We start from the raw sequence: 25,126 nt of genomic DNA, 5'->3' as shown, positions 1-25,126 counted from the left end.
GCGACACGTCTTTTACTGTCACGAAAAGGACGGGAGTCATGACAGTCATGATTCCATGCCCAACGTAACACCAAATTCCCGTCTGGCACACCATAAATTTAACTATCACGCATTCATAAAGTCCAGTGACCTCATTGCCTGCCCATTCGATACGATTTAGAAAAATCCAGGCATTTTGCACAACCAGATACACGGAGAGATGTTTGTGCAGTAATCCGCAGGGAACTTAGCGGTTACGGCATATGCATTGGTGTCCCGGTACGGAGACATGTCGTGTGGACTGCATTTCATAACTCGTGCGGTGAGGCGATGGCCATAAACGCGCGTCGGAGTCTTTGTCATGGGAATCATATTCGCCTTTGCGGCGGCGATATTGGTCTTGTACCTCCTCGAAGCGCATTGGCGCCCGCATGCGGCATCCCATGAAGGGGAGAGCGGCATGGGGGGCGTCGGCCACTTCGATCCGGTCAGCGGAAAGGAATTCTTCGGTCGGCTGTTGCCCTTGTTTCTTGGCGCGGCGGCCTGTCCCATGGTGTTCAAATCCGCTGTCGCCGGGGTGTCGATGGCTGTCGCCGCCCTTGTCTTGTTGCTCGCCTTCGACGCAAAGAGAGACTGATGCAGCAGATCGTCTACCGGCCCATCGGGATTTTGCACACCCCGTTTCACAGCGTTCGCGGCATGCCCATCCAGCCCGTGGGGGCCATCGGCGTCGTCGGCCGTCTGGAGGTCCATCCCGAATTCGAAGAGGGCCTGCGCGACCTTGACGGCTTTTCCCATGTCATCATGATTTACCATCTTCATAAAATACAGGGACATGCGCTTTCCGTGCGGCCCTTCCTGGACACCTCCGAGCGGGGCATCTTCGCCACCCGTTCCCCCCGGCGGCCCAATCCCATCGGGATCTCCGTGCTTCGGGTGCTGTCCGTGGCCAGAAACATGGTGGAGCTTGAAAACGTGGACATGCTGGACCAGACGCCGGTCCTGGATATCAAGCCCTATGTGGCGGATTTCGATGTCTGGGACGCGGATCGTTTCGGCTGGTTCGACGGGGTCTCGGGAAACGCCGTCCGGGTGCGCAGCGACGGCCGTTTCGAGTCCGCTCCGTCCTGCGGATAATGCGCGAGGGGAGGGGAAGATGGCTGTTTTCGTCTGCGTGCATGGGGCATTTCAGGGCGGTTGGGTATGGAGCAAGACGGCTGCGGCCTTGCGCGAGGCGGGCCACGTCGTCTTCACCCCCACCCTGACCGGCATGGGGGAACGGGTGCATGTTCGCGGCAGGCACATGGGCCTTGAAACCTACGTCCAGGATGTGGAGAACGTCATCCTGTACGAGCAGCTCTCGGATGTCCTCCTGGTCTCCCACAGCTATTCGGGCATGATCACCCCGGCCGTGTGCGAACGGGTTCCCGGGCGAGTGCGCCGTCTGGTGTTCTTGGATGCGGTGCTTCCCGAACCCGGCCTGTCCTTTGCCGAGATAGCGGGGCCGGAGTTCGTCAGGGTCTTAAGCGCCCATTGCAACGGCGCCGAGGTCCGGCCCTGGCCCATGCCCATGTTCGGTCTTCCCGAGGGCGAAAAGAGCCGACCGTTCGCCGAACGCCTGGTTCCCATCCCGTCCGCCGCCTTTCGGGACGCCTCGACCGCCCCCCGGGAAAGCGCCTGGCCTGCTCCCTATTTCATCCGCTGCGCCAAGACCAAAAATCCGCTGCTGGCCCGTATGGCCGCCCATGCCCGGGAGCGCGGCTTCGGCTATGCGGAGATCAGTTCGGACCACAATCCCATGACCACCGATCCCCTCCGTCTGGCCAAGGCCCTGTGCGAGGCGGCTGGGGACTGATCGGCCCTGGGAACCCGGGCGGAGCGCTGAAACCTTCCGGACGATTCACCCTTCAACCCATACGGAGAACCATGATGGCACGTTTTCTCGCAACATTGCTTTTTGTCGCGCTTATGGCCCAAAACGCCCTGGCCGGGCCGCTTCTGGTGGCTGCCGGAGCCGGGTACAAAAAACTCGTGGATGAGGCCGCCAAGGCCTACGAGGCCAAAACGGGCCAGAAGGTGGAGCTGCTCTACGGCAACATGGGCCAGATCTTCGGCCAGTTGAAGGGGGGAGGCGGCATCGACATCATCCTCGGGGACAAAAGCTATCTGAGCGCCTCGGGCGTGGACTTCGATTCCTATGTCGAGATCGGGCAAGGCCATCTGGTGGTGGCCTACGCCAAGGGGGCGACCCTGTCCGCCCCGCAGGACATCGCCAAGGCCGAGATCAAAAAACTGGCCATGCCCGACCCGGCCAAGGCCATCTACGGGAAGGCCGCCACGGAATATCTGGAGAAAAGCGGCTTGGCCGACAAGGTCAAGGACAAGCTCCTGGTGGTGGGCACGGTGCCCCAGGTCACGGCCTATCTGGTCAGCGGCGAAGTGGACGCCGGATTCATCAACGTCACGGACGCCAAGGGCGTGGCGGACAAGATCGGCGGCATGGTCCTGGTGGACCAGTCCATGTATTCGCCCATCCGTATTGTGGCCGGAATCCTCAAGGAGACCAAGGAGAAGCCCGAGGTGAAGGCCTTTGCGGCCTTTCTGGCCTCGGAGGACGCCAAAAAACTGTCCGCCGCACATGGCCTGTAAGGCGCGTGTGCCGGACGCAACCTGAGCGGAGTCCGGCGCCCCCATGCCCATTGCGGAATTTTTGTCCGATCCCGGGGTACGCGGTCCCCTGGCATTGACCCTGCGGGTCTGTCTGGTGAGCGTACCCCTTTTTTTGACGTTGGGGGTGGGGCTTGGCTACTACCTTGGCCGGTCGCGTTCGTCCCTGGCGGCGGCGGTGGATTTCATCGTTTCCCTGCCCATGGTCTTCCCGCCCATCGCCACAGGATTCGGGCTGCTGCTTGTTTTCGGCAATCGGGGGGTGATCGGCCCGGCCGTACGCGACACCTTCGGGGTGGAGATCGTGTTCGGATTCACGGGAGTGGCCGTGGCCGCGGTGGTGTCCGGGCTGCCGCTCATGGTCAAGCCGGTGCAGGCGGCCGTTACCGGGGAGATGACCCGGTACATGGAGGCGGCCCGGGTTCTGGGCAAAAGCGAATTCGAGATTTTTTTGCGGGTCGTGTTGCCGCTTGTTCGCAAAAATATTCTGGCCGGGCTGTTTTTATCCTGGACGCGCTCCATCGGCGAGGTGGGGGTGACGCTCATGCTTGGCGGCAACATCGTGGGCCGCACCAACACCGTGTCCCTGGAGATCTACAATTCGGTGTTTACCGGCGACTACGAGCGGGCGGGCCTTCTGGCCGGGATGCTGGGGCTGGCGTCGCTTACGGCCATGTTCATGCTCCGTCGCCTGTCCGCCGCCTGAGCCGTCGCCATCCCGGTCGGCCGTCCTATTTGAAGCGATCCGCCACGTTGTCGTCGATCCAGTGCTGATCCCACCATTCCACGGGCGACACCTCCACGCCATGGACGATGACCCCGAAGTGCAGGTGGTCGCCGCCCGCCAGTCCCGTGGCCCCGGTGTTGCCCAGGATGTCCCCGCGCTTGACCATGTCGCCCACCTTCACCGTGATCTGGCTCAGATGGGAATAGATGGTCTGAATCCCCAGGCCGTGGTCCAAAATGACAGCCTGCCCGTAGATGCCGAAAAATTCGGCCAGGATCACCTTGCCGCCTGCAGCGGCCGGAACCGGGGCATTGGCCAACGAGGCCAAGTCCTGGCCCATGTGGATCTGTTTGTCGATTTCGCGCCCCTGGTACATGTAGGTGCGGCGGTCGCCGAAGGCGGCCATGGGGGCGGCGTTGGGCAGGCGCATGAAGGCCTTTTTGTCCCAGAAAAGCTCCGGGGCGGTTTGCGATCCCAGTTCGCGCAGGGTTTTGGCGTTTTCCCGGCGCATTTCATTGTTGACCTTGATATAGATCTCAACCAGATCCTTCATCCCCGGATACGTCGCGAAATACTGGGGCATCTTGGCCTGGAGGAAACCATCGGACACGTTCATGGTGTCGGCCTTGAACTTGCGCGGGATGACCTGATGGCGAAAATCCATGATGCGCTCGTTTCCGGCCAGATCCACGGCCCGCAGCCGGGGCTTGAAATCGCCCGGCTCCATGGACAGGGGAAAGGGAAAAAAGCACACGTAATGGCCATTGGCGATCTTGAATCCCGGAGAGAAGATGTCCCCGACCAACACCCCGGAGGACTCCGGTTTCTCGGACACCGAATAGGCGATGCAGCCAACACCGCCCTGGCGCACGTTGTGGGCCTGGCTCAGAATGCCCACCACGGGCGGCGTGGAGTCCAGGGACAGGGTCTTGTGCATGAGCGCGGCGTTCCCCGCCCCGAACCCGTGGATGGAATTGTCCGTGGCCGTAATGTCGAGGTCGAAGGGACCGTCCTTGAGTCCTGCGCTTTCCAGGGTGAACGTCTCGGCAGCCTGGGGTGGGGCGGGGGAATAGGCCTTGTCCAGTATCGTGATCTTCTTGTCGCCCTGGCTCACGATGACGCTTAAAGCCCGGATGCCTGACCCCGAATCCACCGCCTCCACCGTGTATTCCCGCTTGGGAGAGACGGTTGGAGTGTCGGGCCGCAGGGTTACAAAGGGTATCTCGCTGTCGGTGAGAAAGAAATATCCCGCTGCGCCCCCCAGGGCCAGACAGACGAGGATGGTGAGGAAAAACAATTTTTTCATGGAAGCTGTCCTTTTTGCTGCCCGCCAGCATACCGGGATGAGCCAGCGAATTCAAGGCGTCTGAACGACGGCGGCAGAGACGGCGAATCCCTCCCCGAAATCAGCCCCGCTACAGCAAAACGCGGCGTCATCCTTGCTTGCTGGTACGGAAAAGGATACTCGTTGCCCCCATGGGAAAAGGCTTCACAGCCAGGGGGCGTCCGTTCGTACGGCACGGACCCGCCATGGATGGACAGATCCCGTTGGAGACCTATGCGCACATCCTCCTTGACGATCCTGTTGTATGTCGTGGTCTGCCTCACGCCATTCTCCGCTGCCGGGCATGGGGGGGCGGCCTTTGCCCAAACCGGATCGCCCCCTGCCGCGCCGACGACGGAGGAAAGCCCTGCCTCCTTGTCGGCCAGGGACAAAAAAGCCCTGGATCATGAAACCCAGGAGGCCGAAACGTGGCGGACGATCCTGGCTGGAATCGAGAAGGATCTGGATCTGCGCATCCGGCAGACCGAAACCTTGCGCACGATTCTGCCCGCCATGAAGGTCGAGCTTGAAGACGCCCTGGCCAAGGCCGACAACCGCCTGGACCAGCTTTTGCTTCTACGTGGCGTGGCCGGGGAAACCCCGTGGGCCTACCGCAGCATCCTCATCCAGTTGCGGGAGCTTGAGCGCTATGTGGAACTGAAGCGGTCTCCCCTGGACGACCGGCAGATCAGGCTGGCCCAGGCCAAAAAGGACTATTCCTCCATACGGGCCATTCGGAAAAAAGGGCTGACCCTGGACTATGCCGCCGGGACGAGCGACAGCTTAAACGCCCCCCTGGCCCGGTTCCGGGAGTTCAAAAAAGACCTGAATGAGATCAAGGCGGATGTCGATGCCGCCCTGACCCAGGCCGACCAGTTGCAGGCGGATATCACCCAGGTGCATGACCAGATCCAGGCAGGATTTGTCGATGCCCTGAAACGCTACTATTTTTCCCGGTCGGACACGCTGTTGACCCTGGAAGGGTGGCAGTCCTTGAGCGACGACATGGAGGAATGGGCCGAGGCCTTTCCCCGCTTTGTCGCCCCCCTGGTGGGATGGGTGCGCTGGACGTCGTTTTTTTCCTACCTGGCCGTTTTTTTCATCCTGCTGTATCTGGCTGCGGCCGTGGTGAAATCCCTGCGGTCCAAGGTCGTGCGCCCCGGGAAAGTGTCGCTTGAAACGGTTCCTGATGCGTCGCCTGCTACTCCGGGAGAAACGTCTCAAGAAACGTCTCAAGAAGCAGATGGCGGCCGCCTGGAAACGGAAGCCGCCGCCGGGGAGGCGCTCCCTGCGCCGCCGTCCGGCCCGGACCTGCCGCAGCGTCTCGGCCGCCTGCTGGTCTTTCTCGGGCTGTCCCTCTATCTGGCCGACCAGTTGACGCTGTTCACCAACAATCAGTTCGTCGCCCTGGGCTGGGTGGTGCTGATCGCCTTCGGGGTCATGTTCATGCTGTCGGGCCGGATGGACCTTGCCCAGGCCTTGGGGACACCACCGCTGGTGCGCCGACCCATGTTCGTCTTTTCCGTGCTCTTTGCCCTGGGGGCATTGCTGCAGGCCCTCAACATCCCGGCCACGGGCGTTGGGCTGGCGTGGAGTCTGGCCGCGCTGTGGGCCTCCATCCGTCTGTACCGCCTGCGGGCCCAGGCCGGAAACGCCTCGCGACTACGCAACATGGCGGCCCAGGCCGGATATCTCATGGCCCTCATGGTCGTGGCCGGTCTGGCCGGATTTGGTCCGCAAAGCCTCATCGTGACCCAGGCCATCTTCATGCTGCTTCTGACCCTTGGGGTTTCCCGCCTGCTGCACCAGGCGGTCGTGTCGTTCGCCACGGCCAGGGGAGGGGAGGCGAGGCCGGGGCTTGGCCTGCCTTTCGCCCAGACGATCATCTATGCCTTATACATTTTCTGGGTGCTGCATTACATCGGCGGCCCCGGGTTTGCCGACTACGTCATGGATCTTTCCCTGACCATCGGCGTGGCGACCATCACCCCCCACGCCGTGGTGACCCTGGTTGTGGCCTTTTTCCTGGCCAAGGTGCTCTTGTCCTGGCTTGGCTCCCTGTTCTCCATGCCCCAGCTCGGGGGCCGGAAGATGGAGCCGGGACTGCGCCACGCCCTGACGAACATCAGCTCCTATCTTGTCTGGCTGGGATTTATGCTGCTCATCCTGTATCTGTTCGGGGTGCCCCTGCACGCCCTGGCCTGGATCGCCAGCGGCCTGTCCGTGGGCATCGGCTTTGGTCTCAAAGACATCGTCAACAACTTCGTCAGCGGCCTGATCATCATGTTCGGAGGATCGATCAAAAAGGGCGATATCATCCAGCAGGGCAAAAACTTAGGCGAGGTGGAAAGCGTCTCCATCCGCAACACCATCATCCGGACCTTGGACAACACCATGGTCATCATCCCCAATTCCAGCTTTCTGCGCGGGGAGATCATCAACCTGAGCTATCACGACACCACCATGCGCCTGACCATTCCCGTGGCCGTGGCCCCGGGGGCCAAGATCAAGAAGGTGCGCAAGCTGCTTCTGGAGGTGGCCAAGGGAAACGAGGCCGTGCTCAAAAAGCCCAAGCCCGAGGTCAACATCCGCCAGTTCGGCCGTTTCGGCGTGGAGTTCGACCTGTACATCTGGATCGACGACTTCATGAAGAAATTCAAGACGGAGTCGGATATCTTGTCCGAGATCGACAACCGATTCCAGGAAAACAAGATCATGATGGCCTTCCAGGGGGTCAAGGTCAAATACAAGCCCAGGGGCACCGAGGAGATGCAGTTGGAGGAGGCCCGGACGGCCCTGAAGGAAAAGCGCGGAGAGACGTTCAAGCTGGTCCGGCAGATGCGCCGGGTGCATTCCAGACGCAGATGGAATCTCTCCCGGGTCACGGTGCGGCAGTCGGAATAGCCCCGCAACGGCCGCCTCAGGTTCAATCACACAACACTCCAGGAGCCTCGCCCCATGGGTCATGTTTTCACAGCCGCCATCCTCGCCGGTCTTCTCTGGGGAGCGCCGCTTTCGGCCACAGCCCAGACGCCGCCTCCGTCCGCACCGGAAAACGCCCCTGCGGCTTCCACCAATCTGAAAGTGGGAACCACGCAGAGGCCGCCGTTTTCGTATAAAAACGCCCATGGGGAATGGGAGGGCATCAGCATCGACCTGTGGCAGGACATGGCCGACGAGATGGGATACGGGGTTACGCTTGAAGAATTTGACGAGAAGTCCCTGCTTCAGGCCGTGGAACACGGCCGGATCGACGCGGCCGTCACGGCCCTGTCCATCACCCCGGACTCGGAACGCCACATGGATTTCACACATCCCTATTATCTGAGCGGACTGGGGATCGCGGTTCCAAATCGCCCGGTGGGCAATATTTTCATCCATGTGGTGGAAGAGCTCATTTCCCCCCAGTTTTTGATCTACGTGGGACTTATGGGCTTTTTGCTGATGGTCAGCGGCCTTGTGGTGTGGTGGATCGAACGGCGCTTGAATCCCGACCAGTTCGGGCGCGGTCCCCGGGGCATTGTGGACGGCATGTGGTGGTCCGCCGTGACCATGACCACCGTGGGCTATGGCGACGCCGCCCCGAAAAGCATCGCGGGTCGGCTTCTGGGCATGGCCTGGATGTTCGCCTCGGTGGTGCTGGTGTCCGTTTTTACGGCCAGCGTGACCACCACCCTGACCGTGGGCCGCATCGAGGGCAAGGTCAACGGCCCGGCCGATCTGCCGACGGCCGCCGTGGGCTGCGTCTCCCCTGGGACGGCTGAGGGCTATCTGCGCCATATCCACGCCAGGCCGCGCCAATATACGGATATTCACGCCGCTCTGGCCGCCCTGGCTGCGGGGGATTTGGACGCTGTGGTGGATGATCGGCCCTTTTTGCTGCACACGGTGCGGGAGGGATATTCCCAAAAAGTGGCGGTTCTGGAAGCGCACTTCGATCCCACACTGTACGGGTTCGCCTTTCCCCTGGGCAGCGCCTTGCGCAAGCCGGCCAACGTGGTCCTTCTGCGTTTGCGTATGGACCGGAACTACTGGAAAACACTGACCGGCCCATATCTTGGGGAGTAGCCGCCGGGGAAAGGCGGCTGCAGCGGTACGGATCAAGGCCCTTGCTCGAAATTGTTAAAAAGATTAGTGTCTACCCGTAAACTGGATAACGCATGTTGCTGCGCCGTACCAACGTCGCCGTAAGGAGTGCAATGAAAAGCCGCCCCCAGACTGGACAAGCCGCCTTTTTTTATGCGGCCCTCGTCATTGTTGTGAGTTTTCTGTCTTTTGCCGGATGCGAGAAAAAACCCGAGCAAAAGGCGGCTCCGCAGCCTGTGGAAGTCACGGTCGTACAGGCCGCTCATGCCGATGCCCCGCTCAATGTGGACGGCATCGGGCATGTGTATGCCTACAACACCGTCAAGGTCCGCCCCCAGGTGACCGGTTATCTCAAAGCCACCTCCTTCGTCGAAGGACAAGAGGTGAAAGCCGGGGATTTGCTGGTGCTCATCGACCCGGCCCCGTTCCAGGCCAAAGTGGACGAGGCCAAGGCCACGCTTTTGCGCGACAAGGCCACGGCCGAACAGAACCACCGGGACTGGGTGCGGTATAAGGATCTGGTGGAGAAGGCGGTCATCAGCCAGGAAGACTACGAGAAAAAGCGCACGGACTATCAGCAGTCCAAAGAACAGGTCCGGATGGACGAGGCCAGCCTGGCCGACGCGGAAATCAGCCTGTCCTGGTGCTCCATCGCCTCTCCCGTGGACGGCATCTGCAGCCTGCAACAGATCAAAACGGGCAACTTGGTGGAGGAAAACAAGGACACCATCCTCACCGTCAACCAGATTCGCCCCATCAATATCCAGATTTCCGTGGCCGAAAAGGATCTTCCCGATCTGCGCGCCCATGCCGTCAAGACCCAGCTTCCCATCAACGTCCGTTTTCCGGGAAAGGACGCCCCGGCCAGCACGGGGGTGCTGACGGTCATCAACAACGCCGTGGACACCACCACCGGCATGATCACCATTCAGGGTGAGTTCCAGAATGAAAACAGGTTGTTGTGGCCGGGTCAGTTCGTCGAGGCCTCCGTGGTTCTGGCCATGATCCCGGGAACCATCCTGTTGCCCTCGGACGCGCTCATGGAAACCCAGGACGGCATCTCCGCCTTCGTGGTCACGGCCCAGAAGACGGTGGAGATACGCAAGGTCAAGACCGGACGCAAAATCGGGTCGAACACGGTGATCGAGTCCGGCATAAATGCCGGAGACACGGTGATCACGTCCGGACAGATCAAGCTTTTCCCGGGAGCGCCCGTGACCATCGTCAACGAGAAGACCTATAATGAAGGGCCGGTCCCGCCGGCTGACGGGACGACGCAGGGACAGCCCCAGCCGAAAGGCGATGGACAAAACAGTGGGCAGGACGCGGTCGACAAGGATCGGAAAGGCTCCTAACTTACAAGGATCTCGGGCATGACCGATCTTTTTATCAAGCGTCCGGTGGCCACCACGCTGCTTATGGCGGCGCTGATTTTCTTCGGAGTGGTTTCCTATTTCTCGCTGCCGGTGAGCGAGATGCCCAACATCGACTTTCCAACCATCCAGGTCACCGCCTCCCTGCCCGGCGCGGACCCGGAAACCATGGCCTCGGCCGTGGCCACCCCCCTCGAACGGCAGTTTTCGTCCATCTCGGGCCTGCAATCCATGAGTTCGATCAACGCCCTGGGGACCACCACCATCACCTTGCAGTTCGAATTGTCCCGAAGCCTTGACGGCGCGGGCACGGACGTTTTGACCTACATCAACGCCGCCCAGGGCAGCCTGCCGAACAACCTGCCCAGCCCCCCGACCTTCCAGAAGGTCAACCCGGCGGACATGCCCATCGTCTATATCCGCATCGCCAGCGATTCCATGCCCCTGTACAAGGTCACCGACTACGCCAAGACCTTCATCACCCAGCGCATCTCCATGATCAACGGCGTGGCCCAGGTGTCCATCTACGGCGACCAGACCTATGCCCCCCGGGTGCAGGTCAATCCCGACAAACTGGCCGCCCTGGGCATCGGCGTGGACGAGGTGGCCGACGCCTTCTCGGCGGAAACCGTGATGTTGCCCACGGGCTCCCTCTACGGCACGGAAAAGCTCTACACCATCAAGACCAAGGGCCAGTTGCACACGGCGGCGGCCTACAACCGCCAGATCATCACCTACCGCAACGGCCAGCCCATCCGTCTGGCCGATGTGGGACATGCCATCGACTCCACCATCAACGACAAAAACGCCGGGTTCTTCAACCAGGACCAGGGCATCGTCATCGCCGTCAAGCGTCAGGCCGGAACCAACACCATTGACGTGGTGAACGACATCATGACGCTTCTGCCCCAGATCGAGGCCACCCTGCCGCCCTCGATCACCGTCGAGGTGCTCTACGACCGCTCGGTCACCATCGAAGAATCCATCAACGACGTGCAGTTCACCCTGCTTTTGTCCGTGGCCCTGGTGGTGGTGGTCATCTTCTTCTTCCTCAAAAACCTCCCGGCCACGCTCATAGCGGCCATGGCCCTGCCGTCCTCCATCATCGGCACCCTGGCGGTCATGCAGATTCTGGGCTTTTCGTTGGACAACCTGTCCATGATGGCCCTGATCCTGGCCGTGGGATTCGTGGTGGACGACGCCATCGTCATGATCGAAAACGTGGTGCGCCACATGGAGATGGGCAAAAAGGTCATGCAGGCCTCTCTGGACGGGGCGCGCCAGATCGGCTTCACCATCATCTCCATGACCCTGTCACTGTCCGTGGTGTTCATTCCCATCATGTTCATGGCCGGCATCCTGGGCCGGGTGCTCAACGAGATGGCTGTGACCATCACCGTGGCCATCCTGGTCTCCGGATTCGTCACCCTGTCTTTGACGCCCATGCTGTGCAGCCGGTTTTTGTCAGGGAAAATGAACGAATCCAAAGGTTTGTTTAAACTTATGGAGCGGGGCTACGAGAAAACCCTGCATGTGGCCCTGCGGTTTCGGGCCCTGGTGCTCATGGCCTCAGTCGGGATTCTGGCCCTGACCATGTGGCTTTTCACCGTGGTGCCCACGGGGTTTATTCCGGCCACGGATTCCGGCATGTTCTACATGTTCGCCATGGCCGAGCAGAGCGCCTCCTTCGACACCATGAAAGAGCGCATGCTCAAACTCAGCCGGGTCATCGCCGCCGACCCCGACGTCTTCAAGATGATCGGCATCATCGGCGTGGGCGGTCCCAACACCTCCATGAACAACGCCGCCGGGTTCCCTCTGCTCAAGCCCATGAAGGACCGCAAGGCCAGCGCCCAGGAGATCATCGACCGCATGCGCCCCAAGGTGGCCCAGATTCCGGATCTCATGGTCTTCATGTACAATCCGCCCTCCATCCAGATCGGCGGCAAGCAGACCAAGGCCCTGTATCAGTTCACCTTGCTTTCGCCGAGCACCTCCGAACTCTATCCCCTGGCCCGCAAGATGGAAGGGCTCATGCGCAAGCTGCCGGAACTGGCCGACGTGAACACCGACATGCAGATCAACGGCCCGCAGATCTTCGTGGACATCGACCGCGACAAGGCCAAGACCCTGGGGGTCACGGCCCAAAGCCTGGAGACGGCGCTCATGACCGCCTATGCGGCCAGACAGGTGACCAACCTGTACGCCACCACGGACACCTACAAGGTCATTGTGGAGGTCCAGCCCGAGTTCCAGCGTCGGCCGGACCTGATGAACAAGCTCTACGTGCGCACCAGCCAGGCCGACGACACCACCGGGGACATGAAACTCGTGCCCTTAAGCGGCATGGTCTCCATGCGCGAGGGCGTGGGGCCCCTGGTGGTCAACCACACCGGCCAGCTGACCTCGGTCACCATCTCCTTCAACACCGCAGGCGTCTATTCCCTGGGACAGGCGGTCACGGCCATCACCGATCTGGCCAAGAAGGAGCTGCCCCCGACCATCAGCTACTTCTTCGAGGGCCAGGCCACGGCCTTCCAGGAATCCCTGGCCAGCGTGCCCTTCCTGCTGCTTTTGGCCATCATGGTCATCTACATCATCCTGGGCGTTCTCTACGAAAGCTTCATCCATCCCCTGACCGTGCTTTCGGGCCTGCCCTCGGCGGCCCTGGGCGGTCTGGTGACGCTTCTGTTCTTCGGCCGTCCCCTGGATCTGTACGGCTTCGTGGGCATCATCATGCTGATTGGCATCGTCAAGAAGAACTCCATCATGGTCATCGACTTCGCCATCGAGGCCGAGAAAGAGGGCAAAACCCCCTTCGAGGCCGTGTTCGCGGGCTGCGTGGTGCGGTTTCGGCCCATCATGATGACCACCGTGGCGGCCATCGCAGGCATCATGCCCATCGCCCTGGGCTACGGCGCCGGCGGCGACGCCCGGCAGCCCGTGGGTCTGGTGGTGGCGGGGGGGCTTGTCATCTCCCAGATCGTCACCCTGTACCTGACCCCGGTGTTTTATACCTACATGGACCAGCTCCAGAACTGGCTGACCAAACGTTCGGAGAGCCACGCCGACGCCTCATGATGTGCCTGGATGCCGCCCAAACCGCCAGCGTGCTGCCCTTTGACCGGCTGGCCGACGCCTTGGCCGAGGTCTTGGCGAAAAAGCGCCGGGGCGAGGTTTTCGCCCCGCCCCGGCTGCACATGCCCCTTCCCGGCGGCGTGCTTTTGGTCATGCCCGCCACGGACCACCATCTGCTCATGGTCAAACGCATCACCGTGCATCCCGGCAATCCCGGCCAGGGGGCGCCCGCCATTCAGGGCGAGGTCACGGTGTCCGACGCGGCCACGGGAAAACCCCTCTTCGAACTGCACGGCCCGACGGTGACCGCCCGGCGCACGGCGGCCCTGAGCCTTCTGGCGGCGCGGCTTCTGGCCCCGAATCCGCAGGGGCCGCTGCTGGTCGTGGGGGCGGGGGTGCAGGCCCGGACGCACGCCCTGGCCTTTCATGAGGGCCTGGGGGTGAAGACCTGCCGCCTGTTCTCGCGGACCCCGGCTAAGGCCGAGGCCCTGGCCCAATCCTTGCGGCAGGCTGGCCTGGACGCCAGGGCCGTGGAGGCCCGGGAGCTTCCCGGCGTGATTGCCGCATCCCCGCTTGTGGTCACGGCCACCACGGCCACGGAGCCGGTTGTTCCGGACAGGGTCCGGGACGACGCCTTCCTGGCCGCCGTGGGGTCGTTTTCCCCCCGGGCGGCCGAGATCCCGGCCGGTCTGGTGCGCCGGGCCCAGGTCTATGTGGACGATCTGACGGCGGCGCAGGCAGAGGCGGGCGATCTCATCCGGGCCGGGGCGGACTTCGGGCGCATCACGCCCTTGGAGGATGTGGCGGACGGTGCGGTGGGACGTCCGGAAGCGGGCGGGGGACCGGTGCTTTTCAAAAGCGTGGGGCACGCCCTGTTCGATCTGGCCGCCGCCCGGCTGGCCATGGCCATGCTGTAAGCGGCTTCGGCCGTATCCTTGCCAAAATCTCAGGGAGACTGTCCCGGCCCTCGCGCCGTCCGGAAGATGCCTTCCGGTCGGGCCGCCCCCGTGTGTTTTTAAGCAGCCTGCGGCTTGGCCGTGCGGTCCAGCCGCCAGACCACGGCCCCCAGCGCCAGGGCGGCCATGGCCAGGAGGAACAGGATGGAGTTGGTATGGCAAAAGGCCGCCACCAACTGGTCGGGAGGCACCCGGGTCATGTCCGCCCGCGTGGGCATGGCCGACATGCCAGCGATGGAGGCGGTGAATATCGCCCCCACCAGGGGCATTCCCGTGGATTGCCCGAACACCCGGGTATAATTGAGCAGCCCCGAGGCCACGCCCAGCCGTTCGCGCGGCACAGCCCCCATGATGGCGCTGTTGTTGGGAACCTGGAACAGCCCGATGCCGATGCCCACCGGACAGTTGCGCAGGACGAATTCCCACCAGGGGGCGTCCTGGGTCAGCCCGGTCATGGCCAGATAGCCGATGCCCACCGTGGCCAGCCCCAGGATGCTTAATCCCCGCGACCCGAAGCGGTCGGAGAGGGAGCCGGAAAGCATGGCGAACACGCCCATGCACACAGGCAGGACCATCATGATCAATCCGACCTCCCAGGTGGCGCGCCCCTGGGCCATTTGCAGGAAAAAGGGCACGATGAATCCGCCTGACAGGGAGATGAACACCAGCACCGACATGAGCAGGTTCAGGGAAAACCGCAGGTTGCGGAACAGGGACAAATCGATCATGGGCTGGGCCGTGCGCCGCTCCACCGCAAGAAATCCCGCGAATCCGATGACGGAGAGACCCAGCAGGGCCAGGGCGCCTGTCTGGTCGAAGCCCGTCTTCTGGCCCAGGGTCATGCCCAGACAGTAGCAGCCCAGGGTCACGGCGGCGATGACCGCGCCGGGCACGTCGAACCGTTGCCTGGCCTGGGAGGGGGGCAGGGCGGGCATGTATTTGGCCACAATGCGCATGGCCAAAAGTCCGATGGGCACATTGACCAAAAATATCCAGCGCCATCCGGCCAGATCGATGAGGATTCCCCCCACCGACGGCCCCAGGGCCAGTCCCATGGACACCGTGGCCCCCACAAAGCCGATGGCCCGGCCGCGCGTGCCGGGCGGGGCGATCTCGGTGACGATGGCGATGCCCAAGGCCTGGCTCATGGCCGCGCCCACGCCTTGCAGGGCCCGAAAGGCGATCAGCCAATGGGCGTTTGGGGCCAGCCCGCACAGAAGCGAGGCGGCGGTGAAGATGACCAGGCCGGTTGCGAAGATGCGCTTTTTGCCCATCATGTCCCCGAGCCGGGAGATGAGCAGCAACAGGCAGGCGATGGCCACCACGTAGCTTAGGATCACCCACTGGATGGTGGCGAAATCCACCCCGAGGCTAGCGGCCAGGGTGGGAAGCGATACGTTGACGATGCTCATGTCCAGGGTGGCCATGAGCACCATCATGTTCACCCCGAGCATGGACAGGGCCACGGAGGAGCCGAAGGCGGATTCCGGGACGGAGGAGGCGTTTTCTGGCATGGAGAGTCCTTGGCGCGCCGGGTTTTCCGGGATCGCGCAGAGCCGTCATTTCTATAGTGATGCCGCCTGGGCCGCAAAGCTTTTTTTTGAGGGCCGCTCTAGGAAATTGCGACGGCGTACGCCCCGTCAAGGCCTCGCCGCGGTTCTTGCCTTGGGCATGGCCCGGCGTGTAGACATGGGGCCGGAGGATATGTCGTTATGGACAGTATGGTGATTGACGTTCGGTTCCCCGGTGGAAAAAAGGTTCTGGCGGACTTCGGCGATGTGGTCATTGAGACGGACCAGCCGGTCAAAAGCGGCGGAGAGGGGAGCGCCCCCCTGCCATCGCAGTTGTTTTTCGGGGCCGTGGCCGCCTGCTCCGGCTATTATGCCCTGGCCTTTTGCCAAAACCGTTCCATCGACGCCACCGGCCTTTCCCTGTCGGTGCGCTGCCAGCCCGACGAGCGCACCAAGCTTGTGGGCACGGTGGAGATGGAGCTGACCCTGCCCGAGGGATTCCCGGAAAAATACCGCGAGGCCATTGTCCGGGCCGTGGAGGCCTGCTGGGTGAAAAAACACTTCGAGCATCCGCCGCTTTTTTCCGTGCGCACACGCTGATCCTTGGCGTCGCGATCTGGTCGTGGCGTCGGCTGCCGGGATCGCCAGGGACGCGACGGCATCCCCACGATCCGGCATTTCCCTGCCAAACAGCAAAAGGCCGCCTCCCCCGCACCCCGGGGAAGACGGCCTTTTGCCAGTTGGATATCCTGCGTTACAGGCGTTCGTACGCTTGGCCCGGCGACGCTTTCGGGCTGGCGCCGGGACCAGCGGATGTTCCGGCGATGGACTTGGAGGTCCGGCCCGTGGGGTGGCTTCGGCTGACCCGGAAAAAGGAGATGGTGGCCTGGAGCTGTTCGGACTGTCCGGCCAGTTCCTCCGAGGTGGAGGCCATTTCTTCGCTGGCCGAGGCGTTTTGCTGCACCACCTGGTCAAGTTGGCTGACGGCCTTGCTGATCTGTTCCGCCCCGGCGTTCTGCTCGACCCCGGACGCGGCGATCTCCTCCACCAGTCCGGCTGTCCGCGTGATGTCCGGGATGAGCCGGGAGAACATGACCCCGACCTCTTCGGCGACATCCACGCTTGTTCCGGACAATTCCCCTATCTCGGCCGCAGCCGCGCCGCTGCGTTCGGCCAGTTTCCTGACCTCGGCGGCCACCACGGCGAACCCCTTGCCGTGTTCCCCGGCCCTGGCGGCCTCGATGGCCGCGTTTAAGGCCAACAGGTTTGTCTGGCGGGCGATTTCCTGAATGATGGATATTTTTTCGGCGATGTTTTTCATGGCCACCACGGCCTTGCGCACGGCCTCGCCGCCCTGTTCGGCGTCGGAGGCGGCCTTGAGCGCGATCTGGCGGGTCTTTTGGGCGCTATCCATGTTCTGGCGCACGTTGGCCGTCATCTCCTGCATGGAGGACGAGATTTCCTCCACCCCGGCGGCCTGTTCGCTGGCCCCCTGGGAGAGATGCTGGGCCGAGGCCGACAGCTCCTCGCTGCCCGAGGCCACGTTTTCCGTGGCCGATTGCACGTCGGCCACCACCTCGCGCAGTTTTTCCACCATGTCGTTTAAGGATTTGGCCAGCACCCCGATTTCGTCTTTCTGATCAATGTCCAGGTTGGTGGTGAAATCGCCTTCGGCCATGGCCTGGGCGAAGGTCACCCCTTTTTGCACCGGGCCGGTGATGGCCCGGGTGATGATCACGGTCACCAGGATGCCCAGGAGCAGGGCCGCCCCAAGTCCGATGGAGGTCGTGGAGATGGCCGTGTCCAGGGACGCCAGGGCCTCGGAGGCCATGGCCGTGGTGCTCTTTTCAGCCAGGGCGGCCCGGTCGGCGGCCCGGTCCAGCACTCCGGAATAGGTGGCGATGCGTTCCTGGATAAGCGGGGCCACGGCCATCTGTTCCGTAACGATCTCCCCGATGACCTTGCGAAACGCCTGGGCCGCTTCCTTGACCGCCGACAGTTGGCGCCGATTGGCCTCCTGTCGGGTTTCGGCCAAGAGTTCGTCGGTAAGGGTGATGATCTTTCCGGTCTGTTGGACGCAGGCTTCCAGGATGCTCGAATTGGCCGTGGCCTGGGCCTCCCAGGCGTCAGCCCGGATATCCTCTCCGGCCAGAAGAAGGGCCAACCCCCGGTCGATGCGGTCCTGCCTGAGCTGGAGTTCCTCCACGGTGTCGTGGGCGGTGATCTGGCGCTGCATGGCGGATTGCTGCTGCCTGAGGTAGGCGTCGATGTTGGTGGTAAAGGTCTGGGAGGCCTCATGCAGGGCCACCCGGGCGGCTTTGGTGCGCTCCACGCTTGTTTCTGTTTTTTGAACGGCGATCTCATAGGCGTCCATGGATGCGGAAATATCCCGCAACACCTTGCCGAAGGAGTCGGCGTCGCCGCCTCCCGAGGTTTCCTTGAGTCCGGCGAGGCCCTTCTGCATGGCCGTACGGGCCAGGGCCATTTCCTGGCGGCCTTTTTCCAGCCATTCCGGCTGGAGATTTAAGCTGTAGCCCAGATTATAATATCCGGCCTGACGTTGATGGCGTTCGATGATCCCGGACAGCGACCACTCGGGAACGTTGGTCTGGGCCAGAACATGGTTCTGGGTCCGGACGCCGCTCATGGAGACAATGGATACAGCGCCAACAGCCATGGCGATGGCCAGGACCAGGGAAAATCCCAGGCCGATCTTCCCGGCCAACTTCAAATTCATAAACATGATCATTTCCTTTTGGCGGTGTCTGAGCCGACCTGCCGCACCGTGGTCATGACAATCGGCCGGGGAAGTTGAGCCTCCCTTCCTTTACGGCGTTGCAGGAGGTCAAAGGCAGTGCTGCGTTTTCCAGGACACTGCCGATCCGAGCAACACGAAGCGGATCGGGGTGTGTCTGGGGTTCAAACCAATCTGCCATACGCGTCTTCCGAGGTATCGAAAGCCCTGCGGCGCCGTCAATCGGAATCCTCCCCGCCCGGTGGCGATACCGCATCCGCCGGGGTTTGGATTTGGACAAATACGTTGGTAATATTCAGTAATTGTTAGAGAATATAAATCCGTTGGGCTATCGAGGCAGAGCCCCCGTTCTTTCTCTTGGCGAGGATTCTCAGCCGGGAGATATCCGCTCAGCGTCTGGTTCAATCTTGATGGTGAGACGTCATTTTCGACAGAGCGGAGTTTTTGGCGTCAAGGCGAAAGTGAACGATTTTTCAGCAGGCCGCTGCCCAAGCAGTGAATTGCCGCTTTCATGTTCAGACCGTTGCCAGGTGTCGGCGCAGGTTGATACGCGCTTCTGCGAAGCCTCCGTTTGACGCCGCCTTTTTACTGAAGATTGAGCGGATGCTTCTTACGGATTCATGGCGACCATCATCTTGAACACGTTTCTTTGTTTCTGAGGAAATCCGTGGTCACGATTTGACAATGGTGCACCATGGCTGCCAAATGCAGCATTTCAGTCAATTCGGTTGGACTTTTGAACAATATGTAAAAAAATAATCTCCAGAAAGCCAAACGCCCTTTCGTGAAAAAGCCAAGTGTCCAAAACAAATGGAACATGGCCTTGACATCATACAGCTTCACCGGTCTTTTTGTCACGAAATCAGGAGTCTTATAGTGCTTCAAACATTTTTTGATGCGCCCAAAGGATGCTGTCGGCGTATAGATTTCTCGCAAAAGGTCTTTGTATCCGTTAACGAGGAAGTCCTTATCCATTTTTGGAATGAAGTTCAGGGCATTCTCGTCCATAGTGTTGTTTCCTGAGGGAAAGCCAAGAATCCGGCCCTCTTTTTCAAGACGTTTCCACAGCGGCGTGTGGGGCGGAGCCGAGAGCAACCCGATCATGGCCACGGCTATACCGGAATTCTCAATAAACTGCCGTTGGATGGAGAAAATTTCGGGTGGATCCGCATCGAAACCGATGATGAAGCCGCCCATGACATTGATGCCAAAGGAATGGATCGTCTCCACGGATCGCAGTAAGTCGCGTCCCAGATTTTGTTTCTTGGAACATTCGGCCAGGGAGGCGGCCGCCGGAGTCTCAATGCCGATGAAGACGCTCTTGAATTGGGCCGTCGCCATCAGTCCGAGCAGTTCCGCGTCGTCGGCCAGGTTGATGCTGGCCTGCGTGATGAACGTGAATGGCTGTCCATGCCCCTGTTGCCAAGCGATGATGCCGTGCAGGAACGTTTTTGCCAGCTTTTTGTTGCCGATGAAGTTGTCATCGACAAAAAATATCATGCCTCCCCAGCCCAGAGACAAGATATTGTCCAGTTCGACAAGGATTTGTTCCAGGGATTTGTGGCGGGGCTTCAGACCGTTGAGGAACAACACATCACAGAATTCACACTGAAAGGGGCACCCTCGTGTGCTCTGTATGGGCATGGCGAGGTACGCTTTGATGTCGAGAAGATCCAACCGGGGGGGCGGTGTCTCTGTCAAGCGTGGAAAACCGTCCGCCTTGTACACCGGCTTGGCGCAACCGTTTTGCAGATCGGCCACAAGCTGGGGCATGACGGCCTCGGCTTCGCCCACCAGGATATGATCAACTCCCTGGACCGTTTCATAATACAGCGTATAATGTGGCCCCCCGGCCACGACAGGCACTCCGGCGGCATTTGCCCGGCGCACGACCGTCGCAGCCGATTGCATCTGAATATCCATGGCGCTTACAAAAACAGCATCTGCCCAGGCGAGGTGCTCTTCAAGCAACGGTTCCACGCTCATATCAACAAGTCGCTGTGGCCAATCCTTTGGGAGCATTGCGGCTACGGTGAGCAGACCAAGAGGCGGAACATTCGATGGCGCATGAAAAAAGCGTCCTGCATACTGCATGCTCCAGAATGTTGGCGGATAAGCTGGCGAAACGAGAAGGATTTTCATGCGATGCGGGTATCCTCCCTAGATCGTTGGCCCTCGCAGCAATCCCACTGCGCTACGCATACCCCAGGACTGGTATGCAGCATTATTCTTTCAGGGAGGACTGCGAGACTAAAAAACGGTCCAGGTGATTTGCCGATTCCAGATGAGTGCAGACACCGTCAACGCCACTGATGTGCAGAATTTTTCCCGCAGTCAGCAACCCGGTATTGCCGATGATCGGTTCCTGAATCATCTACATGGCACGCTTGCTCATGTCCAGCACCCCGTGGATGAAGTGGGCTATCGCCACCCAGCAATGATCAATATCCTGGAATTATACACTTTTTTCAATGACCTGAGGCGCCGTTACGGCATCTTGAACGGATGTTATTTACGGATTCTGGTTAGAGAATAGAAATGGTCTCACCTTGCCCGGGTTTCTTTTTCCGGCCGGCGCCTCGGTCATGGCTTTGTCTCCAGGCCGTCCTGCGTTTGTAACACATTCCTGCCAGTTCTTTTTATCCATCAAACCGCAACGCAAAGGAGACGGGGATGCAACGCCGCACGCACGCACTGGCAGGCATGATCCTGGGGTTTGTCGTGGCCCTGGGGCTGGTCTTTTCCGGTCTGGCCCGGGCCGGGGAGATCCTGGTCTACACCGCCCTGGAGGACGACGAATACCCTGGCTATCTGGAACTGTTCAAAAAGGACCACCCGGAGATCACGGTCAAGGTGGTGCGCGATTCCACGGGCATCGTCACGGCCAAGCTTTTGGCCGAGAAGGACAACCCCCAGGCCGACGTGGTGTGGGGAACGGCGGCCACCAGCCTTCTGGTGTGCGACCAAAACGGCATGCTGGAAGGCTATGCCCCGAAAAATCTGGACAAAGTGGCCAGCCAGTTCCGCGATGCGGCCAATCCGCCCCACTGGGTGGGAATCAAAGCCTGGGAAACCGGCTTTTGCGTGAACACCGTGGAGTCCGAAAAGCTGAAGCTGCCCATCCCGGCCTCCATGGCCGATCTGGTCAAGCCCGAATACAAGGGCAAGATCGTCATGCCCAACCCGGCCTCCTCGGGCACGGGCTTTTTGACCGTCTCGGCCGTGCTCCAGACCATGGGCGAGGAAAAGGGCTGGCAGTTCCTGGACAAACTCCACGACAACATCGCCCAGTACACCCATTCCGGCTCCAAGCCCTGCAAGATGGCCGGGGCCGGGGAATTCCCCATCGGCATCTCGTTCGGCTACCGGGGGATCATCCAGAAGCAGAAGGGTGAGCCCGTGCAGACCGTGTTCCCCTCCGACGGTTGCGGCTGGGACGTGGAGGCCAACGCCCTGGTCAAGAAGGCGGCCATCAAGCCCGATGCCAAGGTCTTTTTGGACTGGGCGCTGGGGGCCGACGTCATGAAGATGTACGCCAAGGTCTACCCCCTGACCGCCTATCCCACGGGCGTGGCCATCCCCGAGGGCTATCCGGCCGATCCCTTCAAGATCCTGGTGAAAAACGACTTCCAGTGGGCGGCCAAGAATCGTGAACGCATCCTGGCCGAGTGGACCAAGCGCTACGGAAGCAAAAGCGAAGCCAAATAGGCCTCCCGATCCCTTTGCCTCCCCCCATCACGGGCGCGATCCGGTCTTTCCCGCCGGATCGCGCCCCCGAGGACATCATGCCCCAACGTGCCCCAGGAAAGGACGAGCCGTATCTGTTGGTGGAAAACGTCACCAAGCGTTTCGGGAATTTCTACGCCCTGCGCGAGGTGGGGCTGGCGGCCTCGGCCGGGGAGTTCGTGTGCATCCTGGGCCCCAGCGGTTGCGGCAAGACCACCATGCTGCGGGTGGTGGCCGGACTCGAATCCCATGAGGCCGGGCGGGTGGTCCTGGCCGGACGCGACGTCACCGGGCTGCCCGTGTCCCGGCGCAACGTGGGCATCGTTTTTCAGTCCTACGCCCTGTTTCCCAACCTGACCGCCGCAGAGAACGTGGGCTATGGCTTAAAAAGCCGCAACGCCGCCAAGGGGGCCCGGCACGACCGGGTCAAGGAGTTGTTGCGGCTGGTGGGGCTGACGGGGCTTGGCGACGTCTATCCGGCCAGGCTCTCGGGCGGCCAGCAACAGCGGGTGGCCCTGGCCCGGGCCATGGCCCTGTCTCCCAAGCTGCTGCTCCTGGACGAGCCCCTGTCCGCCCTGGACGCCAAGGTGCGCATCATGCTGCGGGGCGAGATTCGCTCCTTGCAGCGGCGTCTTGGGGTGACCACGGTGATGGTCACCCACGACCAGGAGGAGGCCCTGACCATGGCCGACCGCATCCTGGTCATGCACCAGGGCATGGTGGTCCAGGACGGCTCGCCCCGGGACATCTACGACGCCCCGGCCACACCGTTCGTGGCCTCGTTTATCGGCTCCATGAATTTCATCTCCGGCGGCAAGCGCCATCCCGACGGCACCGTGTTCCTGGGCAACCGCTCCATCCGGGGGGCAAGCGGCCCGAGGATCGCCCGGGGAGCGGGGGATGCCGGGGAGGTGACCCTGGCCATCCGGCCGGAGGACGTAACCCTGGCCCCGCGCCAGGAAACCGGGCCGGATCTGTGGCCGGGAAAAGCCCGTCATCTTGAGTTTCGCGGCGGGGTCTACCGGGTGGGACTGAGCCTGTTCGTGGGCGGCGGAGAACGCGGGATGATCGCCGACGTCTCGGCCGAGACCGTGCGCCGGATGGAACTGCGCCAGGATATGGGGCTCTCGGTGGGGCTGTGCCCGGATCGGATGCACGTCTATCGTCAGGAAGCCCACGTTGCGGAGGGGGCATGAGCCCCCGGATGGCGGCGTTGACGCGGGCATGTGCGGACTTCGACGCCATGCGGGCGCTTCGGGCCGGGCTTTTGGTCCTTTTGTGCCTGTGGCTGACCGTGGCGGTGCTGTTTCCCCTGGCCACCCTGGCGGTGAAAAGCCTCACCACCCCGGACGGGGCGTTTGCCGGGTTCGACAATTTCATCCGCTATTTCAGCACGCCCTCGTTGGCCGTTTCCTTCGGCAACAGCCTTTTCGTGTCCGCAGCCACCACCCTTGTAGCCGTCAGCCTTGGATTCGCCTATGCCTACGCCCTGACCCGCACGGCCATCCCGGCCAAAGGGTTTTTCCTCACCGTGGCCATGATGCCGCTTTTCGCCCCGACGCTTTTAAACGGCATCGTCCTGGTCTACCTGTTCGGGAAAAAGGGGCTCGTCACCACGGGTTTTTTCGGGATCTTGCCCTTTGGCCTGGACATCGGCCTGTATGGCGCCGTGGGCATCATCCTGGCCGAGGTGCTGTTCGTGTTTCCCCAGGCCGTGCTCATCCTGACCATGGCCCTTTCCATGACCGACGCCAGGCTCTATGAGGCCGCCCATTCCCTCGGGGCGTCGCCTGGCCGGGTGTTTTTCACCGTGACCCTGCCCGGGGTGCGTTACGGGTTGGTGAGCGCCTGTTTCGTGGGATTCATCCTGAGTTTCACGGATTTCGGCGCGCCCAAGGTGGTGGGGGGCTTTTTCAACGTCCTGGCCACGGACATCTACAAGCAGGTCATCGGGCAACAGAATTTCGTCATGGGGGCCACGGTCAGCATGATCCTGCTGTTTCCGACCGTTCTGGCCTTTCTGGCCGACCGGGTGAGCCGCCGCAGACAGTCGTCCATGATCGGGGCCCGCAGCGTGCCCCTGGTTCCCCGGCCCGATCCCGTTCGCGACCGGCCTTTTTTCCTTTTCTGCCTGCTGGTGGCCCTGGCCGTGATCTCCTTTTTCCTGGTGGCGGTTTTTGCCTCCCTGATCAAGGTCTGGCCCTACGATTTGAGCCTGACCCTGGCCCACTACGACTTTTCCGGCACGGGCGGCGGAGGCTACCGGGCCTTTTTCAACAGCCTGAAGATGTCCGCCATCTCGGCCGTGGCGGGCACCGTAGCCACCTTTTCCGCCGCCTATCTCATTGAGAAATCCCCGGGCATGCGCCCCATCCGGCAGGCGGCCTCCTTTTTGTGCATCGTGCCCCTGGCCCTGCCCGGGCTGGTCATCGGCCTGTCCTACATCTTTTTTTTCAACGCCCCGGCCTTCGACCTCTTTGGGCTGCACATCCCCAACCCGGCCAACGCCCTGTACGCCACCATGGGCATCCTGGTGTTGTCCAATGTGGTGCATTTTTTCACCGTGGGCTACCTCACGGCGGCGACGGCCCTGGGACAGCTCGACCGGGAATTCGAATCCGTGTCCGAATCCATGGGCGTGCCCTTTTACCGCACCTTCCTGCGGGTCACGGCCCCGGTGTGCCTGCCCGCCATTCTGGAAATCGGGCTGTATTTTTTCGTCAACTCCATGGCCACGGTCTCGGCGGTCATCTTTCTCTATTCGGCGGACATCCCCCTGGCCGCCGTGGCCGTGGCCAACATGGACGACGCCGGGGACATCGCCCCGGCCTGCGCCATGTCCGTTTTGATCGTGGGGGCCAACGTGGCCGTGCGCATCCTCTACGGGCTGGCGACCAAACGGTTGCGGCGACGCACCCAGACATGGGCCGGGAAGGGATAAATT

General features: G+C 61.7%; 19 protein-coding genes. 15 read left to right on the top strand and 4 right to left on the bottom strand.

What is annotated here, in order from left to right; all coding sequences use genetic code 11:
- Positions 1–340: 340 nt before the first annotated feature.
- The 5 genes from V3572_RS07830 to V3572_RS07810 all read left to right on the top strand — a co-directional run bounded on the left by V3572_RS07830 (position 341) and on the right by V3572_RS07810 (position 3,352).
- Complete coding sequence (locus tag V3572_RS07830; protein WP_332110423.1) at positions 341–616, top strand: hypothetical protein; 276 nt, start codon at positions 341–343, stop codon at positions 614–616.
- Positions 616–1,116 (top strand): tRNA (N6-threonylcarbamoyladenosine(37)-N6)-methyltransferase TrmO, encoded by a 501-nt coding sequence (gene tsaA / locus V3572_RS07825; RefSeq protein WP_332110422.1) that lies wholly within the window; start codon positions 616–618, stop codon positions 1,114–1,116. Before V3572_RS07830 ends, tsaA begins: the two co-directional genes overlap by 1 nt.
- Positions 1,117–1,135: 19 nt before the next feature.
- Positions 1,136–1,834, top strand: a complete 699-nt coding sequence (locus V3572_RS07820) for an alpha/beta hydrolase family protein (RefSeq protein WP_332110421.1) — start codon at positions 1,136–1,138, stop codon at positions 1,832–1,834.
- A gap of 74 nt (positions 1,835–1,908) precedes the next feature.
- Entirely contained in the window at positions 1,909–2,628 is a 720-nt protein-coding gene (modA, locus tag V3572_RS07815) for a molybdate ABC transporter substrate-binding protein (RefSeq protein WP_332110420.1), read from the top strand.
- A 43-nt stretch (positions 2,629–2,671) separates the two neighbouring features.
- A complete protein-coding gene (locus V3572_RS07810; RefSeq protein ID WP_332110419.1) occupies positions 2,672–3,352 on the top strand; it encodes a molybdate ABC transporter permease subunit in 681 nt (226 codons plus the stop codon).
- Positions 3,353–3,377: 25 nt separating this feature from the next.
- Here V3572_RS07810 and V3572_RS07805 read toward each other — a convergent pair whose 3' ends face one another.
- Positions 3,378–4,679: a M23 family metallopeptidase gene (locus tag V3572_RS07805; protein WP_332110418.1), complete on the bottom strand. Its 1,302-nt coding sequence runs from the start codon at positions 4,677–4,679 to the stop codon at positions 3,378–3,380.
- 252 nt (positions 4,680–4,931) lie between these two features.
- On the opposite strand from V3572_RS07805, the gene V3572_RS07800 reads away from it, so the two are divergent.
- The 5 genes from V3572_RS07800 to V3572_RS07780 all read left to right on the top strand — a co-directional run bounded on the left by V3572_RS07800 (position 4,932) and on the right by V3572_RS07780 (position 14,151).
- Positions 4,932–7,601: a mechanosensitive ion channel domain-containing protein gene (locus V3572_RS07800; protein ID WP_332110417.1), complete on the top strand. Its 2,670-nt coding sequence runs from the start codon at positions 4,932–4,934 to the stop codon at positions 7,599–7,601.
- Positions 7,602–7,655: 54 nt separating this feature from the next.
- Complete coding sequence (locus tag V3572_RS07795; protein ID WP_332110416.1) at positions 7,656–8,765, top strand: transporter substrate-binding domain-containing protein; 1,110 nt, start codon at positions 7,656–7,658, stop codon at positions 8,763–8,765.
- Positions 8,766–9,019: 254 nt separating this feature from the next.
- Positions 9,020–10,138: an efflux RND transporter periplasmic adaptor subunit gene (locus tag V3572_RS07790; protein ID WP_332110415.1), complete on the top strand. Its 1,119-nt coding sequence runs from the start codon at positions 9,020–9,022 to the stop codon at positions 10,136–10,138.
- Positions 10,139–10,156: 18 nt separating this feature from the next.
- Positions 10,157–13,237 (top strand): efflux RND transporter permease subunit, encoded by a 3,081-nt coding sequence (locus V3572_RS07785; RefSeq protein ID WP_332110414.1) that lies wholly within the window; start codon positions 10,157–10,159, stop codon positions 13,235–13,237.
- Positions 13,234–14,151, top strand: coding sequence for a delta(1)-pyrroline-2-carboxylate reductase family protein (locus V3572_RS07780; RefSeq protein ID WP_332110413.1), 918 nt, complete (start codon positions 13,234–13,236; stop codon positions 14,149–14,151). Before V3572_RS07785 ends, V3572_RS07780 begins: the two co-directional genes overlap by 4 nt.
- A 98-nt stretch (positions 14,152–14,249) precedes the next feature.
- Here V3572_RS07780 and V3572_RS07775 read toward each other — a convergent pair whose 3' ends face one another.
- A complete protein-coding gene (locus V3572_RS07775) occupies positions 14,250–15,704 on the bottom strand; it encodes a DHA2 family efflux MFS transporter permease subunit (RefSeq protein ID WP_332110412.1) in 1,455 nt (484 codons plus the stop codon).
- Between the two features lie 198 nt (positions 15,705–15,902).
- Between V3572_RS07775 and V3572_RS07770 the strand changes: the two genes are divergently transcribed.
- Positions 15,903–16,301, top strand: a complete 399-nt coding sequence (locus tag V3572_RS07770) for an OsmC family protein (RefSeq protein ID WP_332110411.1) — start codon at positions 15,903–15,905, stop codon at positions 16,299–16,301.
- A 154-nt stretch (positions 16,302–16,455) separates the two neighbouring features.
- Here V3572_RS07770 and V3572_RS07765 read toward each other — a convergent pair whose 3' ends face one another.
- Complete coding sequence (locus tag V3572_RS07765) at positions 16,456–18,444, bottom strand: methyl-accepting chemotaxis protein (protein WP_332110410.1); 1,989 nt, start codon at positions 18,442–18,444, stop codon at positions 16,456–16,458.
- A gap of 642 nt (positions 18,445–19,086) precedes the next feature.
- Positions 19,087–20,598: a B12-binding domain-containing radical SAM protein gene (locus V3572_RS07760; protein ID WP_332110409.1), complete on the bottom strand. Its 1,512-nt coding sequence runs from the start codon at positions 20,596–20,598 to the stop codon at positions 19,087–19,089.
- A 142-nt stretch (positions 20,599–20,740) separates the two neighbouring features.
- On the opposite strand from V3572_RS07760, the gene V3572_RS07755 reads away from it, so the two are divergent.
- From V3572_RS07755 to V3572_RS07740, 4 genes are all read left to right on the top strand, one after another.
- Positions 20,741–20,992 (top strand): hypothetical protein, encoded by a 252-nt coding sequence (locus V3572_RS07755; protein ID WP_332110408.1) that lies wholly within the window; start codon positions 20,741–20,743, stop codon positions 20,990–20,992.
- A 137-nt stretch (positions 20,993–21,129) separates the two neighbouring features.
- Complete coding sequence (locus V3572_RS07750) at positions 21,130–22,164, top strand: putative 2-aminoethylphosphonate ABC transporter substrate-binding protein (RefSeq protein WP_332110407.1); 1,035 nt, start codon at positions 21,130–21,132, stop codon at positions 22,162–22,164.
- Between the two features lie 77 nt (positions 22,165–22,241).
- Positions 22,242–23,378, top strand: coding sequence for an ABC transporter ATP-binding protein (locus V3572_RS07745; RefSeq protein WP_332110406.1), 1,137 nt, complete (start codon positions 22,242–22,244; stop codon positions 23,376–23,378).
- Entirely contained in the window at positions 23,375–25,123 is a 1,749-nt protein-coding gene (locus tag V3572_RS07740) for a putative 2-aminoethylphosphonate ABC transporter permease subunit (RefSeq protein WP_332110405.1), read from the top strand. Before V3572_RS07745 ends, V3572_RS07740 begins: the two co-directional genes overlap by 4 nt.
- The last annotated feature ends 3 nt before the right edge of the window (positions 25,124–25,126 follow it).

It is taken from the genome of Desulfolutivibrio sp. (genome assembly GCF_036584575.1).
Taxonomy (GTDB): Bacteria; Desulfobacterota; Desulfovibrionia; order Desulfovibrionales; family Desulfovibrionaceae; genus Desulfolutivibrio.
Note: the sequence above shows the minus strand (reverse complement) of the source record. Positions and strands in the feature narration are given on the sequence as shown.

Coding starts and splice junctions, on each gene's coding strand:
- V3572_RS07830 (WP_332110423.1), top strand. CDS start 341: ATGGGAATCATATTCGCCTTTGCGGCGGCGATATTGGTCTTGTACCTC.
- tsaA (WP_332110422.1), top strand. CDS start 616: ATGCAGCAGATCGTCTACCGGCCCATCGGGATTTTGCACACCCCGTTT.
- V3572_RS07820 (WP_332110421.1), top strand. CDS start 1,136: ATGGCTGTTTTCGTCTGCGTGCATGGGGCATTTCAGGGCGGTTGGGTA.
- modA (WP_332110420.1), top strand. CDS start 1,909: ATGGCACGTTTTCTCGCAACATTGCTTTTTGTCGCGCTTATGGCCCAA.
- V3572_RS07810 (WP_332110419.1), top strand. CDS start 2,672: ATGCCCATTGCGGAATTTTTGTCCGATCCCGGGGTACGCGGTCCCCTG.
- V3572_RS07805 (WP_332110418.1), bottom strand. CDS start 4,679: ATGAAAAAATTGTTTTTCCTCACCATCCTCGTCTGTCTGGCCCTGGGG.
- V3572_RS07800 (WP_332110417.1), top strand. CDS start 4,932: ATGCGCACATCCTCCTTGACGATCCTGTTGTATGTCGTGGTCTGCCTC.
- V3572_RS07795 (WP_332110416.1), top strand. CDS start 7,656: ATGGGTCATGTTTTCACAGCCGCCATCCTCGCCGGTCTTCTCTGGGGA.
- V3572_RS07785 (WP_332110414.1), top strand. CDS start 10,157: ATGACCGATCTTTTTATCAAGCGTCCGGTGGCCACCACGCTGCTTATG.
- V3572_RS07780 (WP_332110413.1), top strand. CDS start 13,234: ATGATGTGCCTGGATGCCGCCCAAACCGCCAGCGTGCTGCCCTTTGAC.
- V3572_RS07775 (WP_332110412.1), bottom strand. CDS start 15,704: ATGCCAGAAAACGCCTCCTCCGTCCCGGAATCCGCCTTCGGCTCCTCC.
- V3572_RS07770 (WP_332110411.1), top strand. CDS start 15,903: ATGGACAGTATGGTGATTGACGTTCGGTTCCCCGGTGGAAAAAAGGTT.
- V3572_RS07765 (WP_332110410.1), bottom strand. CDS start 18,444: ATGTTTATGAATTTGAAGTTGGCCGGGAAGATCGGCCTGGGATTTTCC.
- V3572_RS07760 (WP_332110409.1), bottom strand. CDS start 20,598: ATGAAAATCCTTCTCGTTTCGCCAGCTTATCCGCCAACATTCTGGAGC.
- V3572_RS07755 (WP_332110408.1), top strand. CDS start 20,741: ATGAGTGCAGACACCGTCAACGCCACTGATGTGCAGAATTTTTCCCGC.
- V3572_RS07750 (WP_332110407.1), top strand. CDS start 21,130: ATGCAACGCCGCACGCACGCACTGGCAGGCATGATCCTGGGGTTTGTC.
- V3572_RS07745 (WP_332110406.1), top strand. CDS start 22,242: ATGCCCCAACGTGCCCCAGGAAAGGACGAGCCGTATCTGTTGGTGGAA.
- V3572_RS07740 (WP_332110405.1), top strand. CDS start 23,375: ATGAGCCCCCGGATGGCGGCGTTGACGCGGGCATGTGCGGACTTCGAC.